The sequence below is a fragment of the Janthinobacterium sp. GW821-FHT03C10 genome (assembly GCF_059420865.1).
Genome location: NZ_JBWKUN010000002.1, coordinates 681,792 through 698,393 on the forward strand (window position 1 = coordinate 681,792; position 16,602 = coordinate 698,393).

Sequence of the window (16,602 nt, forward strand, 5' to 3'; positions counted from 1 at the left end):
GCCACACTTGCCAATTGCGCCAGAACAAACGGACTTCACGGCCGGTAACGCTTGAAGATGAGCGACGTGTTAATGCCGCCAAAGGCAAAATTATTCGACATCACATACTCGCATTCGATAGCCCGGCCTTCGCCGGCGATGTAGTCGAGCGGCGCGCATTGCGGGTCGACCTGCTGCAAATTGATGGTGGGGGCAAACCAGCCTTCGCGCATCATCTCGATGCTGATCCACGCTTCCAGCGCGCCGCAGGCGCCCAGGGTGTGGCCCATGTAGCTCTTCAGGGAGCTGATAGGGGTATGCGCGCCAAACACCTCGAACGTGGCTTGCGATTCGGCGATATCGCCCTGCTGCGTGCCGGTGCCGTGCGCGTTGATGTAGCCGATGTCGGACGGCTGCAGTCCCGCGTCGGCCAGCGCCAGCAGCATCGCCTGGCGCATGGTGGCGGCGTTGGGCTGGGTCACGTGGCAGCCATCGCTGTTCGTGCCGAAGCCCACCAGTTCCGCGTGGATGGCGGCGCCGCGCGCCTGCGCGTGCTCGAATTCTTCCAGGATCAGGCAGCCGGCGCCCTCGCCGATGACCAGGCCATCGCGGCTGGCGTCGAACGGGCGCGGCGTCGTGTGGCCGTCGTCATTGCGCGTGCTGGTGGCGAACAGGGTATCGAAGACGGCCGCCTCGGTGGCGCACAGTTCTTCGGCGCCGCCGGCGATCATCGCCAGCTGCTTGCCGCCGGCGATCGCCTCGTAGGCGTAGCCGATACCCTGGCTGCCCGAGGTGCAGGCGCTCGAGGTGGTAATCACCCTTCCCGTGACGCCGAAAAACACGCCGATGTTGACGGGCGCCGTGTGCGCCATCATCTTGATGTAGGTGGTGGCGTTGATGCCCTTGGTGGTGCGCTCTTCCATCATGCGGCCAAAGTCGCCGATGGCGCTGGGCGTGCCGGCGGACGAACCGAAGGAAATGCCCATCTGCCCGCCTTTGACCACGGGGTGTCCGGCCAGGCCCGCGTGTTCCAGCGCCAATTCGCTGGCGCGCGTGGCCATCAGCGCGATGCGTCCCATGCTGCGCATGGCCTTGCGGTTGTAGCGGTCCGTCAGCGCGAACGGCGCGGCCGGCGCGCCCAGTTGCGTATTCAAGCCTTCGTAATCGGCCCATTCGTCCATGCGCACGACGGCGTTGCGGTACTCGCCCAGGCGCTGGCGGATGGCCGGCCAGTCATTGCCGATCGGGCTGATGCCGGCCATGCCGGTCACTGCGACCCGGCGGCTCATGCCATGCCTCCATTGACGGAAATGACCTGGCGCGTGATATAGCCCGCTTCCTCGCCGACGAGAAAACTGACGGCGGCGGCCACCTCTTCCGGCGTGCCGACTCTGCGTGCGGGAATCATCTTCAACGCTTCGTCGAGCGGCACCTCGCTGATCATGTCCGTCTCGATCAGGCCCGGCGCCACGCAGTTGACGGTGATGGCGCGCTTGGCCAGTTCCAGCGCCAGCGCCTTGGTGGCGCCGATGATGCCGGCCTTGGCGGCGCTGTAATTGACTTGTCCCCGGTTGCCGATCAGGCCGGAAACGGACGCCATGGTGACGATGCGCCCCGGTTTGCGGCGCTGTACCATCGGCATCACCAGAGGGTTCAGCACATTATAGAAACCATCGAGGTTGGTCTGCAGGACGATGTCCCAGTCTTCGCCCGACATGGCGGGAAACGCATTGTCGCGCGCCACGCCGGCGTTGCACACGACGCCGTAATAGCAGCCATGTTCGGCGATGTCCGCTTCCAGCGCGGCAGCAGCCGCGGCACGGTCGCCGATATCGAACTGCAGCACGCGCGCCGCGCGTCCCATAGCCTGTACCTGCTGCGCCACCGCGTCGGCTTCGCCGCGCGCGCTGCGGCAATGCAGCACCACGTCAAAACCGTCGCGCGCCAGCCGCAAGGCGATAGCCTTGCCGATGCCGCGCGACGATCCCGTCACCAATACACTTTTACTCATGCTGCGCTCCATTCATACTCTCCTGCAGAAATTGCTTTGCATCTTCGGGCTGGAATACCGTAATCGTCGCCTGCGCCAGCACGGCGCCCGCCATCTCGATACGGCACTCGAACGCGCCCAGTCCATTCTCGCCCTGCAAGGCCTGCTGCACATGCACCTGCAGCACGCTGCCATCCACAAACAGGGGCAACTGCGCTTCGTAGCGCCGCGCCCCCAGCAAAAAACCGATCTTCACGGGCGCGCCGGCCAGCCGCGCCAGGTAGCCCGCATGCGCGGCGATCGCCTGCGCCATGTATTCGATGCCGACCCAGCTGCCCACGCCTGCCGATGTCGCCTCATAAAACACGCTGCCGGCGTGGATGGCCACTTCGGCGCACAGGTTTTCCGCATCGGCCGACAACACCCGGTCGAGCAGCACCATGGCGCCGGAATGGGGCACCAGCTCGCGAATAGGTGGAAAACTCATGCTCCCCTCCCGAACAGCAGGGCGGCGTTCGAGCCGCCGAAGGCAAACGAATTGCTCAGTGCCCAGTCGAGCGGACGCCCCAGTCGCGCGCCGGGCAAGGCCAGGCGCAGCGGCGGCAGCGATTCGTCAGGCACGCCATCCCACAGGTGCGGCGGCAGCAAGCCCTCGGCGTTATCGTCCTGCATCGCCAGCCAGCACAGCGCCGCCTCGATGGCCGCCGCCGCGCCCAGCGCATGGCCTGTCAGCGGCTTGGTGGAGCTGCTCATCGCCGTGGCGCCGAACAGGTCGGACACTACGCGCGCTTCCATCGCATCGTTCTGCGGCGTGGCCGTGCCATGCAGGTTCACATAGTCGATTTCCGATGCCGTGACGCCCGCGCGCGCGAGTGCCTGGGCGATGGCCAGCCGCGCGCCGCCGCCTGCGGGATCCGGCGCCGACATGTGATGGCCATCGGACGACTCGCCCCAGCCGCGCAAGGCCACACTGGCCGGTTGCGCCGTCATCAGGAACAGGGCAGCCCCCTCGCCGATATTGATGCCGTCGCGGTTCGCGCCCAGTGGGTTGCAACGCCGCGCGCTGACAGACGCCAGAGCGGAGAAACCGGCCACGGTAAAGCCGCACAGGGTATCGACGCCTCCCGTCAGCACGGCGTCGCACAGGCCCATGCGGATCATGCGCGCCGCGCTGGCCATCGCCTTCGCGCTCGACGAACAGGCGCTCGAATGCACGAGGGCCGGGCCATCGATACCCAGTTCCTCGGCCAGCATCAATGCCGGCGACGCCATCTCCTGCTGGCCATAGTGGAAGGTGCCAGGCAAGCCGTCGCCCGCCATATGCCGGCCGATCGCGCCTTCCGTCTCTGCAATGCCCGAAGTACTCGTGCCGATCACCACGGCCACGCGGTCCGCGCCGTAGCGGGTGATGGACTGCTCCACGGCCGGGCGGATCTGCGCCAGCGCCGCCAGCGCCATCCGGTTATTGCGGCTGCGCGCGGCGATGCAGTGATGCGCCGCCGATGGCAAGGCCGCATCGACCACGCCCAGCGGCAGAAAGCGCCCCGGCGTGTAGGTATCGACGGGTACCACACCGCTATCCGCGGCAAACAGGCGCGCGCGCACCTCTTCGCGGCTGGCGCCCAGCGCGCAGACGATGCCGCAGTCATTCAGGTACACAGTCAAGCCAGTCATTCAACTTCCTTCCGGAGCATTCTGTATCGTCAGGCGATAGCGGTAGCGCAGGTTGTCGAGCACCACCGTACCGCTCCAGCGCGGCATGCCGCTGTAGTCGATCACCGTCACCGCCTCGTCATGCAGGAACAGGGTGCGCCGCAGGCCGCTGTCCTCGATGCGCCAGCCGGCCGGCAGGGCTTGCGCGATCGCCTCACGCGGCCACAGGGTCAGCTGCATGTCTTCCAGCACGTCCTCGGCGCGCACCTGCGCCGGCAGCATCAGGTGGCGCCATGACGTCATGTCCTTGCCGTCGAAATGCAGTGATAGCACGCGCTGGCCAAACGCCAGTCCCACCAGATCGAGATGCGACGGCTCCACCTCCAGCGCCGCATCGAGTTCATCGATGCGCCCCGCCCGTTCGACTACCAGGTGCTGCTGCACGCTGACCGTGGCACCCAGCGCCTGCGGCGCCAGTTTCAGGCCAAGGCGTGCGGGTGCCGAAGGCGGCATGCTGGCGCAGCCCGCAAGCGCCAGCAGCAATGCCGGCGCCCATCGTTGACAGTGCAAAAACATCAGATTTCTCCTGCGGCATCAGCCGCGCTACGGTTATCGGCTTCGGCAAAGCACGGCGACAGCAGCCATACCAGCGCCGTGCCGATCAGCATGGTCAGGCCAAATGCCTGCAATGCAGCTGTCTTGCTCAGGGCCAGCAAGCCGAAAGACAGAATGGTATTCGCCGCCGACAGACCCACGGCCAGCCATGGCGTATCGTTGCGGCGGTCAGGGTGCTCCTGCATGAAGATGCCGTAATCGACGCCCACGCCCAGCAGCAGCATCAGTGCGAGCACGTGGAACAGCTGTAGCGGCAGGTTCAAATAGCCGAGCAAGGCCAGGACCGCCACGCTGGCCAGGGCCGTGGGCGCCAGTACGCGCCAGGTGCGGCGCCGGTAACGGGGCAGCAGCAAGCCGAAGACCACCAGGTAGGCGCCCAGCACCACGGCGCCCATATAGACGCGGTAACGGCCCAGCACCGAGGAAATTTCACTCACCTTGTCGACCCACTGCACCCCGGGCATGCCCTCGCCCGCCTGCGCCAGCAGGGGAATGGCCGCATACTGCATGCCGCGCAAGGCGACGATGGAGGCATAGCCGCCTTCGACCTTGCCCAGCCACAGGTGGCGCCATGGCTCGCTGGCCGGCACCTTCAGGAAGGCGTCGATCGACAGCGGCGCACCGGCTTGCGCCAATTGCGCGCGCACCTTGCCGGCCCACTCGGGGCCTTCGTCGACGGACTGCGCCAGCAAGTCGAGCGCGGCACCCGGCTGCAGGATGGCCGTCTCGAGCAGCGTGCGCCGCGCCGCCTGCGTCTGCAGCGACGGCACCCAGTTCGACATGGCCTGGTAGCCGCTGATGTGCTTTTGTGCGATCAGCGGCAGCAGGCGCTGTTTCAACGTTTCCTCGCGCTGCAGCACGGCTTCCGCGCTGTCGCCGCGCACCAGGTAAAACTGCACCGGAGTGGGGCCATCGAGCAATTTGCTCAATTTGATCTGGTCGCGTATCAGGTGCGCGGGCGGCGTTTGCAGCAAGCGGATATCGTCATTAACGTCCAGGCGGCTGACGCCGAAGAGCGCAAACAGGGCAAACAGCACGCCGCCCACCAGGGTGGCGCGGTTGGCCCGCAACAACGGCCAGCGCGCGCGCGCCACGCCATACTGTTTGACCAGCGCGCCGCTCTTCAAGGTGCCGCCTTTGACCAGCGCGGGGAACCAGAACACCACCGTCAGCCAGGCAAACACCAGGCCCAGGGCGGAAAATACGGCCATATGGCGCAAGCCGGGAAATGGCGTCAGAGCCAGACCCATGTAGCCGATGACGGCGGCCAGCAGGGTCAGGCACAGGCCCGGCAGCAAACGGCGCAGCAAGGTGCGCGAATCGAGCGCCGGATCTGCGCCCAGGCGGTTGCACAGGAAATAAATCCCGTAGTCCTGCGCCACGCCAATCAGGCTGGCGCCAAAGACCAATGTCATCAGGTGTATTTTGCCAAACAGCAGCCAGCACACGGACAGGGAACCCAGGCAGCCGATGCTGATCGACAGCAGGATCAGCGAGATCGGCTTGAACGAGCGGAAGGTGAACCACGTCAGCAGGATGATGCCGGCCAGAGACCCCAGGCCGATGGTCGACATTTCGCCTGCCGCCTGGCTGCTGGCGGCCGCCGCATGCAGGATCACGCCCGCGCTGATGATTTCCACGCCAGGCATGGCCTGCCGCGCCGCCGCTTCGGCTTGTGCCAGCGCGGGCAACACGCTTTCCTGCGCACCCAGCGAAAAGGCGGGCAGGCTCAAGGTCATCGGCAGCAGCACATACTGGCGCTCGCCGTCGGCGACGAACAAATGGCCGTCGCGCGGACGCACGGGCGTTTCCTGTGCGCGCTCCTGCACCCAGCCGCCGAACAGGCCAAAGGGATCGTCCTGCCAGGCGCCAAGTTTCGGCCCGCCGAAAGGACTGTAGAGCTGACTCAACGCCGAATCACGCCAAAACGCGGGTGATTCCTGGCGCAGCTGCGTTTCCTGCGGCGCCGTCAGCAAGGTCAACCGGTGCTGCTGGAACAACGCCAGCCAGTCGTTCTGCGTCTGCTCGTCGAGCGGCGTGGACCGGAACAGGCCCGCATGGCGCGCCAGCACGGCGCTGTAGGCATCGGCCGCTCGCTTCGCATCGGCCCAGTCGGGCGCGCCGACCAGCACCACTACGCGCTGCTGCGCCGCGTCGACCATGTGCGTAAACGACGCCTGCAGCACCGGATCGCGCTCCTGCACCGGCAGCAAGGCCAGGATGTCGGTTTCCGGCGCGATGCGCTTGCCCAGCCACAGATAGGCGTTATGCGCCAGCAGCAGCGCCACCACCAGCGCCCAGGCGATGGCCAGCAGGCGCCCGGCGTTGCGGCCGCGGTTCGTCAGGGAATTCAAAACAGAGCCGCCTCTTGCGCCGTGATGGCAGCGGGTCCCGTCTCAATCGCCGAGAACACGATGCTCGTACGGTCGCCGCTCGCCTCGCTGATGCTGATGTTTTTCACGAAGGCGCCGCCATCGAGGCGGATGCTGCCGATGGCCTTGGCCAGCGCCGGCTGGCGCGCCTTCAGCGCCACCTGCCAGGTCGCGCCGTCGATGCTGCCGTCGACTTCAAACAAGGTATCGAGCTGCGCCAGGTCGCCGGCCAGCAGCGAAAACAGCACGCTGTTGATCATCTTGACCACCGGTTCCGTCTTCGCGTCCAGGCGCATGGCCACGCGCTCGCCCTGGAAATGCACGATCTCGTCGCGCGTCAGCCGCAATGTATTGGGAAACGGATGCAAGGTGCGCCACAAGACGCCCTTGCCCGCCACCACGCAAAAGCGGCCATTCGACGCCAGCGCCTTCTTCATGCCGGCCAGCTGCTTGCTCTGGTCGAAGCGGCCGCACAGCTGCTGCGGCTTGGCCAGCATGGCCTCGATCTTCGCCACCGGCGCGGCCGCGTGCAGCGGCGCCATCGCCAGCAGGCACACGCCCGCCAGCAGGATTTTGAGTTGTTTTTTCATGCGGACTTCAATCCCAGTTTTTCAAACAGTACGGGCGGCGAGGCAAAGCACATCTCGCCGCTGGCGATATCGACGGCCACCTGCGTCGTGCTGGCGCGGTTCAGGCGCTTGCCCGTCGCGCTGTCGCTGACCAGGTACTCGATCTTCAGGCGGTCTTCCCACTCCACCAGGTCGGCGCGCAGGGTCAGGCGCTGGCCAAAGGTGGCCGGCGCCACATAGCGCAAGTGCATGTCGATCACGGGCCAGGCATAGCCGGACGCTTTCATGTCGACGTAGTTGTAGCCGATGCTGTCGAGCAGCGCACAGCGCACCACTTCGAGGTATTTCACGTAGCGGCCATGCCAGACGATCTCCATCGGGTCGAGGTCGAAGAACTGCACCTGCATCTCCACTTCGGCGTGCCAGCGGCTGGGCGCGGCCTTCCTGCCGCGCACCTTATGCGTCTCAGTCATGCCCGGCTCCGTACAGTGGCCAGGCTTGTGCGCGCATGCGTTCGAGCAGCACGCGCAGTTCCGGATCGAGCCGGCGGTCTTCCTCGACGGGCGCGATATCGGCGGTCAGCGCCTCCATCATCGCCGCCAGCGCCGCTTGCGGCTGCACGTCGGGATTGACCTTGCAGCGCAGCCAGACGCCCTGGCGCACGGTAATCAGCAGGGCCGCGGCGACCTGCTCGCACAGTTCCAGCACGCGCAGGCAATCGCGTGCGGCGATGGTGCCCATGCTGACCTTGTCCTGGTTGTGGCATTCGGTCGAACGTGAAAAAACCGAGGCAGGCATGGTCAGCTTCAGCGCTTCGGCCGTCCAGGCGGAGGCGCTGATCTGCAATGCCTTCAGGCCGTGGTTGATGGCCGCGCGCGGGCCGGTGGCGCCCGACAGGTTGGCCGGCAAGCCCTGGTTGTAGCGGCTGTCGACCAGCAAGGCCATCTGGCGGTCCAGCAAGTCGGCCAGGTTGGCCACCGTGTTCTTCATGCTGTCCATGGCGAAGGCGATATGGCCGCCGTAGAAATGCCCGCCATGCAGCACGCGCTCGCCTTCGGCGTCGATGATGGGATTGTCGTTGGCGCTATTGAGTTCATTCTCGATCGACGAACGCAGCCACGGCAAGGCGTCGGCCAGCACGCCGATCACGTGCGGCGCGCAGCGGATCGAATAGCGGTCCTGCAGCCGCTTGCCGTTGCGTTCCCAGCTATCGGTGGGCAAATCGGCGCGCAGCCAGGCCGCCACTTGCTGCATGCCGGGATGCGGCTTGACGGAGAACAGGGTTTCATCGAAGTGGTGCGCGTTGCCATCGAGCGCAAACGAGGCCATGGCCGTGATGCGCGTCGTCAGGCGCGTCAGATACTCGGCGCGCTCATACGCCAGGCAAGCCAGCGCCGTCATGACGGCCGTGCCGTTCATGATCGCCAGGCCTTCCTTCGGACGCAGGCGCAGCGGCGTGATGCCCGCTTCGCGCAGCGCCTGTTCCGCCGGCACCTGTATCCCGTCACGCCAGACTTCGCGTTCGCCGCACAGCACCGCCGCCAGGTAGGACAGCGGCGTCAGGTCGCCGCTGGCGCCGACCGAGCCTTCCGACGGGATCAACGGCAGCAGGCCCGCATCGAGCAGGCGCGCGATCTGCGCCAGCAGTGCCACGCTGACGCCGGAAAAACCTTTGGAGAGCGACGCCAGGCGCGTGGCCATGATGGCGCGCGTCTGCGCCGGCGTGAAGAATTCGCCCAGGCCGCAGCCGTGATAGGTGTACAGGTGGTGCGGCAGTTCGGCCACCAGTTCCGGCGGCACGGTCACGGTGCAGGAATCGCCGTAGCCCGTGGTCACGCCATAGATGGTGCCGTCCTCGCGCAGCAGGCGGTCGAGGAAATCGGCGCCGCGCGCGATCGCCGCCAGAAAGACGGGGTCGCTGGACAGTTCGGCGCTGGCCCGGCCATGCGCGATGTCGGTAATGTCTTCGATGCGCAGGCGTTCGCGGTCGAAGCGGACGGCGCGCCGGGTGTTTTTCAGGTCAGCGAGGTGCATCGGGAGTATCCAGTCTTGAAGTATCGGGGAGTTGCCAAAAATCGTAGAAGTTGAACCATTCGAGCGGCGCGCGCAGGCAATGGTGCTGCAGGCGCGCCGCATAGGCGGCCGCCAGTTCGGCCAGCATCGCCTCGCGTGCCTTGCGCGGCAGGTGCAGCGACTGGCGGAACAGTTCGAAATGGATTTCCGAGCGCTGGCCGATGCGCATGGAAAACAGCAAATACACGGGGCATTGCAGCACGCTGGCCAGCACATACGGACCGATCGGAAACGCGGCCGCCTGGCCCAGGAACGGCGCCACGGCCACGCGTGGCTGCGGCGAGACGGGCACGCGGTCACCGGCGATCACCACGAACTCGCCCTGCGCCACCTTTTCCGCCAGCAGCATGGCCGTGGCAGGCGTGATTTCCGTCACCTGCATCAGATTGAGCTGGCTGTCCGGATTGAGGCGCTCCAGCATGCGGTTGAACGCCGGCGCATGGCGCGTGTGCACGAGCACCGTCAGCTTCAGGCGCGGATTGCGCTGCGACAGTACGCGGCACAAATCCAGGTTGCCCAGGTGGGCGCAGATCAGCAAGGCGCCGCGCCCCTCGTCCAGGCAGCGGTTGACGCCAGCTTCGCCCTCGACGCCGTACAGGCTCACGCTACGCGTGTCGTACAGGCCACCCCATAGCAGCATCTTGTCGAGGATGGTTTCGGCAAACGCGGCGAAGTGCCGCAGCACGCTCAGGTTTGCCGGGCCGCTGCAGGCCGCGACGCGGCGCAGATAGCTGCGCGAGACGCGGCGCGCACGGGCATTCGTCAGCACGTACCAGGCCAGCACCGGATACAGCACGATACGGAAAGGCCAGCGGCCGAAGACGCGGCAGATCCAGAACAGCAGGCGCATGCCGGCCACGAAGCTGACTTCATTGAATCCGGACCAGTGTCCGCGCGAATGTTGCGGTGCTGCCGTCATCGCGTGCGCCAGTGGCGGGCCAGCAGGCGCGGTGCGCGCCACAGCATGCCGAAAAACAGACGCGCGTGCATGCGCGAAATGAGCACGTTGTCGCGCCACAGCTGGAAATGCGAGACGCCGTCGGTGGGATAGCCGACTTTCGTGGGCAGATTCGCCATCTCCAGGCCATCCCAGTACAGGCGCACCAGCACATCGGTGTCGAAATTCATGCGCAGGCCCAGCTGGCGCCTCTCCGCCAGGGCTGCCAACGGCGCCAGCGGATAGACGCGGAAACCGCACATGGAGTCGCGGATCTGCAGCGACAGGGTATTGATCCATACCCAGATATGCGTGGCATAGCGGCCGTAATAGCGCGCCTTCGGCACCGAGGCGTCGTACACGGGGTAGCCGACCACCACCGCCGTCGGCGTGGCCTGCGCCTGCGCCAGGAAGCGCGGCACATCGTCCGTCTCGTGCTGCCCGTCGGCATCGATCTGCAGCGCATGGCTGTAGCCGTGCGCATGCGCGTGGCGGCAGCCGGTCAGCACCGCCCCGCCCTTGCCCTGGTTATGCGCATGGCGCAGCAAGGTCACGCGCGACGGGTGCTCGGCGGCCAGCGCATCCAGGGTGCCCGCGCCGGCGTCGGCGCTGCCATCATCGACGAGGATCAGCGGCACGCCATGCGGCAGCAGGCGCCGCACCACGGCGCCGATCGCCTGTTCATGGTTGAACACGGGGATCACGATGCAGGGGCGAAAACGCACTTCAGTCACTGCGGGCTCCGGCGCGGCCGAAACGCAGCAGCGAGTGGCAATAGCCGATGCCATCGCGCGTGGTCAGCAATTCCAGGCCGGCCTCTTGCGCCAGGCGGATATAGTCGGTGCTCTGGTAAATCTTGCTGTTCCCACTGGCCATGGCCGTGAAGTACGGCGAAGTATTGATCAGGCAGTAGGCGGCGATATCGTACTGCTGGCGGTCCCAGAAGGTATCCATGATCAGCACCTGGCCGTTCGGGCTCAGCGCCTGCGCCACGCGGCGCAGGATGCTGGCAATCGCCGGCTCGGAAAAACAGCTGAGGAATTGGCTCATCCAGATCAAGTCCATGCCGGCCGGCAGCGGCGCCGCATCGTCGAGCAGGTCGCAGGCGTGCAAGTGGGCGCGCTCGCGCACGCCCGCATCGGTCAGGGTCCGGTCGGCTACCGCCAGTTGGCGCTCCAGGTCAACCAGATGCAATTCCACGCCCGCATGGTAGGCCAGTGCGGCGCTGGCAAACTTGCCCGTATTGGCGCCGATGTCCATGATGCGGTGCGGCGCCGTGGCGAAGACATCCGGGAATATCTCTGGGAAGGACGTATCCGAATAATGGTGATCGAAGGCGAACCAGCTGCCCTTGGCCGGCTCCGAAAGGGCCGACAGGCCCTGGTACAGGGTGGGCCAGTCGCCCAGCGCGGCCAGTCCCAGCGGCTGCTCGGCGTCGAGCGAACGGTCCAGGTCGAACAAGCCCTGATAGCAGACGTCGTGCATAAAGTCCAGGTTGACCTGGGTGATGCTGTCCGTCAGCATGCAAAAACCGACCTTATCGAGCACATACGCGCCATCGCGCAGCGAGACGACGCCGGCCGACAGGCACGATTCGAGCGCCACCTTCAACGCATACTCCGTCCAGCGGCCGCTGGCGGCCATGTCGGCGATCGTCAGGCCGCTGTGGCCCGTGTCGGCCAACGCCTGCAGCATGCCGCGCTTCCAGGCATAGCGCACGCATTGAAAGACGACGGGGCCGAAAGCGATTTTTTGCGCCTCGAAACGGGCGGCAAAGGCGGTCTGGCGTTCGGGTGAGAATTTTTTATCTAACATGCGCTCGCTGCTGGAGTGGGTGTATCGGCGCAGCCACCGGAAACGGCAGCGGCATTCGGGTGAAACAGGATGCGGCCGCTGGCATGCTGGCCAACGTCCGACAGATAACGAAACTGCAGGCTGGCCTTGGGCGCGTCATACTCGAGCGCCAGCCGCACGGGCCGGTCCGGCAGCACCGGCTGCTGGAATTTCAGGGCATGCATGGCGCGGAACTGCGCGGGCAGGTGCAGGTACCGGCGCGCAAAGTGCAGCGCCCACTCCACCTGCACCACGCCAGGCAGCAAGGGCGCGCCCGTGAAATGGCCATCGAAATAGAACAGGTTCGCCGGCACCCGCAGCTCGAACAGCAGACGTGGCGTGTCGCCTTCGGCCGAGCGCTCGATCAGCTGCGCATGCGGCAGCCGGGGTTTCTCCAACAGGGCCAGCAGCAGCGCATGCGTCGTCTTGCCCTGCGCATTGATGGGCAGTTGTTCCAGGTAGCGCCAGCGGCGCGGCAAGGCAACGGCGTCGACCTGTCCAGCGAGCGCCAGTTGCAGCCGGCGGTTCATGGCCAGCTTGCCATCTGCCTCGAACAGCACGCGGCCGGCTGCGCTGCAGACGATAAAGGCGGCCACCTTCTGGCGCTCGCCTGCCGGCGCGTCGCACAGCAGCACTCTTGCCTCGGCCACCAGCGGGGTGGCCAGCAAGGCCGTCTCGATGGCGCTCAGGGAAATGCGCTTTTCCTCGATCTTCACGATGCGATCGCAGCGTCCCAGCAGCTGGAAGCGTCCCGGCGCGGTTTCGCGCGCGCGGTCGGCCAGGCAAAGCCAGCCCTCGTCGGCCAGATGCGCCGAACGCACTTCCAGCGCGCCGTTGTCCAGCAGACGCCAGTCCACGCCGGGAAAACCCTGCCAGCTCTCGTCGTCAGGGCGCTCTGGCACGCGCTGGCGCCAGGCTACGCCGCCAGTCTCCGAGCTGCCATAGATTTCGCGCGGCACGCGGCCCAGCAAATGCCCCGCCGCCAGCGCGCTGTCCAGGGCCAGCGGCCCGCCCGAGGAAAACACGGCGCGCAGCTGCGCGCGGGCGCCGGACCAGTCGATGTGTTCCGGCAGGCGTTTCAGGTGCGCGGGACTGGCGGCCAGCACGCACGGACCGCGCGCCAGCAAGGCGGCCAGCTGTTCCGGGTAATCCACGCTGTGCGCATGCACGGCACGCCCGGCAGCCAGCGGCCACAAGACCTTGAACAGCAAGCCGTAGATATGCTGGTGCGAGACGGTGGCGACGACGGCCGCGCCATCGGCGTGTTCGCCAAACAGCTGCTCCAGCATGACCACCTCGCTGGCCAGTTGTGAGAGTTTTTTCGGGATGGCTTGCGCCGCACCCGTGCTGCCGGAGGTGTACACCACCAGCGCCGGGAAATCGTCGGCAAGCTGCATCCACGTACGCTCGGCAAGGCTGTCCGCTGGCAGCGGCAGCGGCGCATGCGCGGCCGGGAACTGCCCCAGGAACCCGTCCACCGACGCAGCCAGCGAGGCGCAGCTGACCGGCAGGGTATCGGCCGTCAGCCAGATGGTCTTGCCTGCCTGCCAGGCGCCCAGCAAGGCGGCGCCAAACTCGATGCTGTCATCGAGGTACAGGGCAAAATGACGGCCAGGCTGGCGCTCCAGCATGCCGGCCCAGGCGGTCATGCGCGCCGCAAAGTGGGCGCAATCGAGCGCGGCGCCATCGCGCCAGCCAACAGGCATGGCCGACGAGCGGTCGAGCATGGACAGCGCGAGGCGGGCAAGGGAATCGATCGGAGAGTGGGTTTCCGGCATGAGGGCTTCAGGCATGGTGCAAACGTTTAAAACGCAGGCGGACGAGATACTCGCCGCCAAATAACAGGGCCATCAGGACGTATGCGACGACGCCCGTGTACAGCGACCAGACGGCTTCGCTGGCCCAAAGCGCCGTGCCCAGCGCGATGCCGCCATTGACGATAAAAAAAACGCACCAGACCTGCGTCACGCGGCGCGTGTAGCGCACGGCCGCCGGCGGAAAGTCCTTCTCGCGCAGGCGCGCCAGGCGCTCCACCACGGATGGCGGCGCCCACAGGCTGTAGCCGAAGGTGGCCAGCAAGACGACGTTGACCAGCACCGGATACAACTTCAGCGGCAACAGCAGGTTGCTCCACAGGGCGATGGCGGCCAGCAGCAGGGCGGCGGCCACCGACCAGCGCGCAGCGCGCTGCAGCTTCAGCGCGGGCAGGCGGCAGGCGACGGCCAGCAACAGCAGCAGCGCCAGCCAGCGCGGCTCGACCTGGCCGTAACCGAACCAGATCGCCAGCGGATACAGTACGGTCAGCAGCAACGCGACGGCATTGAGCAGCACGCGTTATGCCGCCTGTTCCGACACCGACATCGCGCGCAACGCTTCGACCACATCGTCGATGGTGCGAATGGTCTTGAAGACTTCCGGCTGCAGGCGCTTGCCCGTCAGCTGCTTCAGCTTGACGGCCAGATCGACCGCGTCGATGCTGTCGATATCGAGTTCGGCATACAGATTCGACTGCGGCGTCAGCGCCGCCGGATCCAGTTCGAACATTTCAGCCAGCAGTTGCACCACCCATGCGTACAGTTCCTCGCGGTTCATTGCGCTCATATCTACCATTTTGCTGCTCCTTACTTCTTTCTGTGAGTGTCAACCAGCGCCGCCAGCGCCCGTACCGAGGCAAAGTGGCGGCGTGTATCGGCCGAATCGGCCGACAGGGAAATGCCGTACTTTTTTTGCAGGGCGACGCCCAGTTCCAGCGCATCGATCGAATCGAGTCCCAGGCCCTCGACAAACAGGGGCGCATCCGTATCGATATCGGCAGCACTCATGTCTTCCAGCTGCAGCGCCTCGATGATCAGTTCCTTCACTTCTTGTTCAAGCATGTTGTTCCTGTTTCCCGCTAAAGTAATGTTGCAAATGAGTGGTCAAGGTACGCGCCGCCATCACGTCGCTGGCGCCACCGCCGGTAAACTCGCCGATCGCCAGGTCGTCCTGCACGGCGATCTCGAAATGCGCACGGCGGGCCGGCACGCGCCACCATGGTTCGCCCTTGCCCAGGGTCCTGGGCAGGCAACGGATCAGCACGGGCGTCACGTCGCGGCGGCCGCGCACGGCGATATTGGCCGCGCCCCGCTTCAGCACGACCTCACCGCTGCATGGCGTGCGCGTGCCTTCCGGAAAAATGATCAGGTTATTGCCGCTTTCCAGCGATGCCAGGCAGGCGTCCACCAGTTCGGCGCCGCCCGTGTTATTGATATAGCCTGCCGCGCGCACGGGACCGCCCGTAAACGGGTTATTCCACAAATCGGACTTGACGATGCAATCGGCCTGCTTGACATACGCCATCAGGAAAATCGTGTCGATCAGGGTCGGATGATTGGCCAGGATCAGCAAGCCGCCGCGTTCCAGCTTGTCGAGACCGCGCAAGTCATAGCGCAGCACACCAAGAAAACGCATCAGGCCGATATACAGGCGAAAACTCCAGCGGATGATGGCGCGCGCGCAGGCAATGCGTGTCTCGCGCCGCCACACCAGCACCTGCAGCACGGGGAACACCAGCACGCGCAGCAGCAAGCCACCAAGACCGAAGGCGGCAAAACTGACCGCGGTCGCGATGGTACGCCAGCCTATCGAGATACCGGTGCGGACAGCCTCCAGCTTACGCATGGCGGCTCCAGCGCCATGCCTGGCGGTTGGCCGCATGCTCGAACGTGCGGGTCCCGCCGAGCATGAATCGCAACACGGCCAGGCTGCCAGGCATGCCGCCAGAGCCCACCGCCAACGCGTCATCGCTGCCGCGGGTGCGCCACGTCAAACTAAAAGCGGCGCCAGGGGCTGCCTCGGCCTGCAGCAGCCAGGCAAACGCATGCGGCTGCTCATGGCAGTCTTCAAAGGCCTCGAATGGATCCGGCAAGGGACACTCCGCCAGCACAAGCAATACCTGCGCCGCGCCATCGGCCAGCAAGCCGCACGCCTCGATCACCGCAGCCTCGAGGCTGGCCGCACCGGCGGCAATAGCCAACTGATTCGCCGTATCGGCGCGGGCGATGGAAAACAGACCGGCGCTGGCGTTATGCACGGCCATGCCGAACGCCGTCGGCGACAGGGGTTCGCCCTGGATCAGCGCCGACAGCAGTTCGACGGCGCGCGCCACCTCGCCATGACGAGAACAGAAGACGAGCGGAATATCGCGCTGTTCGCCGAGGCAAGTGTACGCCACCTCGAGCGCCATCTTGCCCAACTGGCCAGCACGGCGGCGCAGCATCGGCGCCATCGCGCGCACGCCAGGCTCGCCGGCGACGGCTATTGGCGCGACGGGCAAGGTGCATTGCGCCCACGCTTGCCATTGCTCCGGTGCTTCCAGGCCTGGCGCCCAGGCGGCATGTCTGATAATTGAAAAACGGACACCATCGGTGCGCATATACATTTTCCTGAGCTCAAAAAAAGGGCGAACTCACGTCAAAACTGCGCAAAAAGCCCCGCCGGCGTTCTTTTCAAATTATAAACGAAGGAAGTAAAAATAACTAAAATAAATGGCCATGGAGCAACTTTTTAAATGCAAATACAAAAAATTACGTTTTAAAGAAT

General features: G+C 65.7%; 18 protein-coding genes. All 18 read right to left on the reverse strand.

Translation table 11 applies throughout. The annotated features are described in order from the left end of the window. Positions 1–35: 35 nt before the first annotated feature. From AC07VH_RS10995 to AC07VH_RS11080, 18 genes are read right to left on the reverse strand one after another with little or no spacing between them, the layout of a single operon-like run. On the reverse strand, positions 36–1,268 hold the full coding sequence (locus AC07VH_RS10995; protein WP_494789425.1) for a beta-ketoacyl-ACP synthase: 1,233 nt from the start codon (positions 1,266–1,268) through the stop codon (positions 36–38). After that, the gene (gene fabG, locus AC07VH_RS11000; RefSeq protein WP_374106824.1) at positions 1,265–1,990 is read right to left on the reverse strand and encodes a 3-oxoacyl-ACP reductase FabG; all 726 of its coding nucleotides are present in this window, start codon (positions 1,988–1,990) and stop codon (positions 1,265–1,267) included. The genes AC07VH_RS10995 and fabG overlap by 4 nt, the downstream gene beginning before the upstream one ends. Further along, positions 1,983–2,456 carry a hotdog family protein gene (locus AC07VH_RS11005; protein WP_494789426.1) on the reverse strand — a complete coding sequence of 158 codons (474 nt, stop codon included), beginning with the start codon at positions 2,454–2,456 and terminating at the stop codon, positions 1,983–1,985. The genes fabG and AC07VH_RS11005 overlap by 8 nt, the downstream gene beginning before the upstream one ends. Then, on the reverse strand, positions 2,453–3,643 hold the full coding sequence (locus AC07VH_RS11010) for a beta-ketoacyl-ACP synthase (protein WP_494789427.1): 1,191 nt from the start codon (positions 3,641–3,643) through the stop codon (positions 2,453–2,455). The genes AC07VH_RS11005 and AC07VH_RS11010 overlap by 4 nt, the downstream gene beginning before the upstream one ends. Further along, entirely contained in the window at positions 3,644–4,198 is a 555-nt protein-coding gene (locus tag AC07VH_RS11015; protein ID WP_494789428.1) for a DUF3261 domain-containing protein, read from the reverse strand. After that, a complete protein-coding gene (locus AC07VH_RS11020) occupies positions 4,198–6,582 on the reverse strand; it encodes an MMPL family transporter (RefSeq protein WP_494789438.1) in 2,385 nt (794 codons plus the stop codon). Before AC07VH_RS11020 ends, AC07VH_RS11015 begins: the two co-directional genes overlap by 1 nt. A gap of 5 nt (positions 6,583–6,587) precedes the next feature. Continuing rightward, positions 6,588–7,199 carry a LolA family protein gene (locus tag AC07VH_RS11025; protein WP_475415532.1) on the reverse strand — a complete coding sequence of 204 codons (612 nt, stop codon included), beginning with the start codon at positions 7,197–7,199 and terminating at the stop codon, positions 6,588–6,590. Then, positions 7,196–7,651 (reverse strand): acyl-CoA thioesterase, encoded by a 456-nt coding sequence (locus AC07VH_RS11030; RefSeq protein WP_475415533.1) that lies wholly within the window; start codon positions 7,649–7,651, stop codon positions 7,196–7,198. The genes AC07VH_RS11025 and AC07VH_RS11030 overlap by 4 nt, the downstream gene beginning before the upstream one ends. Further along, positions 7,644–9,212, reverse strand: a complete 1,569-nt coding sequence (locus tag AC07VH_RS11035) for an HAL/PAL/TAL family ammonia-lyase (RefSeq protein ID WP_494789429.1) — start codon at positions 9,210–9,212, stop codon at positions 7,644–7,646. Before AC07VH_RS11035 ends, AC07VH_RS11030 begins: the two co-directional genes overlap by 8 nt. Beyond that, positions 9,199–10,170, reverse strand: coding sequence for a lysophospholipid acyltransferase family protein (locus AC07VH_RS11040; RefSeq protein WP_494789430.1), 972 nt, complete (start codon positions 10,168–10,170; stop codon positions 9,199–9,201). The genes AC07VH_RS11035 and AC07VH_RS11040 overlap by 14 nt, the downstream gene beginning before the upstream one ends. Next, entirely contained in the window at positions 10,167–10,922 is a 756-nt protein-coding gene (locus tag AC07VH_RS11045) for a glycosyltransferase family 2 protein (RefSeq protein ID WP_489630206.1), read from the reverse strand. The genes AC07VH_RS11040 and AC07VH_RS11045 overlap by 4 nt, the downstream gene beginning before the upstream one ends. Beyond that, the gene (locus AC07VH_RS11050; RefSeq protein ID WP_494789431.1) at positions 10,915–12,003 is read right to left on the reverse strand and encodes a class I SAM-dependent methyltransferase; all 1,089 of its coding nucleotides are present in this window, start codon (positions 12,001–12,003) and stop codon (positions 10,915–10,917) included. Before AC07VH_RS11050 ends, AC07VH_RS11045 begins: the two co-directional genes overlap by 8 nt. Then, positions 11,997–13,814 (reverse strand): ApeI family dehydratase, encoded by a 1,818-nt coding sequence (locus AC07VH_RS11055; RefSeq protein WP_494789432.1) that lies wholly within the window; start codon positions 13,812–13,814, stop codon positions 11,997–11,999. Before AC07VH_RS11055 ends, AC07VH_RS11050 begins: the two co-directional genes overlap by 7 nt. Then, complete coding sequence (locus tag AC07VH_RS11060) at positions 13,807–14,352, reverse strand: COG4648 family protein (RefSeq protein WP_494789433.1); 546 nt, start codon at positions 14,350–14,352, stop codon at positions 13,807–13,809. The genes AC07VH_RS11055 and AC07VH_RS11060 overlap by 8 nt, the downstream gene beginning before the upstream one ends. 3 nt (positions 14,353–14,355) lie before the next feature. Further along, positions 14,356–14,622 carry an acyl carrier protein gene (locus AC07VH_RS11065; protein ID WP_442908084.1) on the reverse strand — a complete coding sequence of 89 codons (267 nt, stop codon included), beginning with the start codon at positions 14,620–14,622 and terminating at the stop codon, positions 14,356–14,358. A gap of 20 nt (positions 14,623–14,642) precedes the next feature. Beyond that, positions 14,643–14,897 carry a phosphopantetheine-binding protein gene (locus AC07VH_RS11070; protein WP_230541064.1) on the reverse strand — a complete coding sequence of 85 codons (255 nt, stop codon included), beginning with the start codon at positions 14,895–14,897 and terminating at the stop codon, positions 14,643–14,645. Then, the gene (locus AC07VH_RS11075; protein ID WP_475415540.1) at positions 14,890–15,681 is read right to left on the reverse strand and encodes a lysophospholipid acyltransferase family protein; all 792 of its coding nucleotides are present in this window, start codon (positions 15,679–15,681) and stop codon (positions 14,890–14,892) included. Before AC07VH_RS11075 ends, AC07VH_RS11070 begins: the two co-directional genes overlap by 8 nt. Beyond that, complete coding sequence (locus AC07VH_RS11080; RefSeq protein ID WP_489630204.1) at positions 15,674–16,435, reverse strand: beta-ketoacyl synthase chain length factor; 762 nt, start codon at positions 16,433–16,435, stop codon at positions 15,674–15,676. The genes AC07VH_RS11075 and AC07VH_RS11080 overlap by 8 nt, the downstream gene beginning before the upstream one ends. Between the last annotated feature and the right edge of the window lie 167 nt (positions 16,436–16,602).

Bases quoted from the DNA above. Each gene is read 5' to 3' on its own strand.
- AC07VH_RS10995 (WP_494789425.1), bottom strand. From the start codon at position 1,268: ATGAGCCGCCGGGTCGCAGTGACCGGCATGGCCGGCATCAGCCCGATC.
- fabG (WP_374106824.1), bottom strand. From the start codon at position 1,990: ATGAGTAAAAGTGTATTGGTGACGGGATCGTCGCGCGGCATCGGCAAG.
- AC07VH_RS11005 (WP_494789426.1), bottom strand. From the start codon at position 2,456: ATGAGTTTTCCACCTATTCGCGAGCTGGTGCCCCATTCCGGCGCCATG.
- AC07VH_RS11010 (WP_494789427.1), bottom strand. From the start codon at position 3,643: ATGACTGGCTTGACTGTGTACCTGAATGACTGCGGCATCGTCTGCGCG.
- AC07VH_RS11015 (WP_494789428.1), bottom strand. From the start codon at position 4,198: ATGTTTTTGCACTGTCAACGATGGGCGCCGGCATTGCTGCTGGCGCTT.
- AC07VH_RS11025 (WP_475415532.1), bottom strand. From the start codon at position 7,199: ATGAAAAAACAACTCAAAATCCTGCTGGCGGGCGTGTGCCTGCTGGCG.
- AC07VH_RS11030 (WP_475415533.1), bottom strand. From the start codon at position 7,651: ATGACTGAGACGCATAAGGTGCGCGGCAGGAAGGCCGCGCCCAGCCGC.
- AC07VH_RS11035 (WP_494789429.1), bottom strand. From the start codon at position 9,212: ATGCACCTCGCTGACCTGAAAAACACCCGGCGCGCCGTCCGCTTCGAC.
- AC07VH_RS11040 (WP_494789430.1), bottom strand. From the start codon at position 10,170: ATGACGGCAGCACCGCAACATTCGCGCGGACACTGGTCCGGATTCAAT.
- AC07VH_RS11050 (WP_494789431.1), bottom strand. From the start codon at position 12,003: ATGTTAGATAAAAAATTCTCACCCGAACGCCAGACCGCCTTTGCCGCC.
- AC07VH_RS11055 (WP_494789432.1), bottom strand. From the start codon at position 13,814: ATGCCTGAAGCCCTCATGCCGGAAACCCACTCTCCGATCGATTCCCTT.
- AC07VH_RS11065 (WP_442908084.1), bottom strand. From the start codon at position 14,622: ATGAGCGCAATGAACCGCGAGGAACTGTACGCATGGGTGGTGCAACTG.
- AC07VH_RS11070 (WP_230541064.1), bottom strand. From the start codon at position 14,897: ATGCTTGAACAAGAAGTGAAGGAACTGATCATCGAGGCGCTGCAGCTG.
- AC07VH_RS11075 (WP_475415540.1), bottom strand. From the start codon at position 15,681: ATGCGTAAGCTGGAGGCTGTCCGCACCGGTATCTCGATAGGCTGGCGT.
- AC07VH_RS11080 (WP_489630204.1), bottom strand. From the start codon at position 16,435: ATGCGCACCGATGGTGTCCGTTTTTCAATTATCAGACATGCCGCCTGG.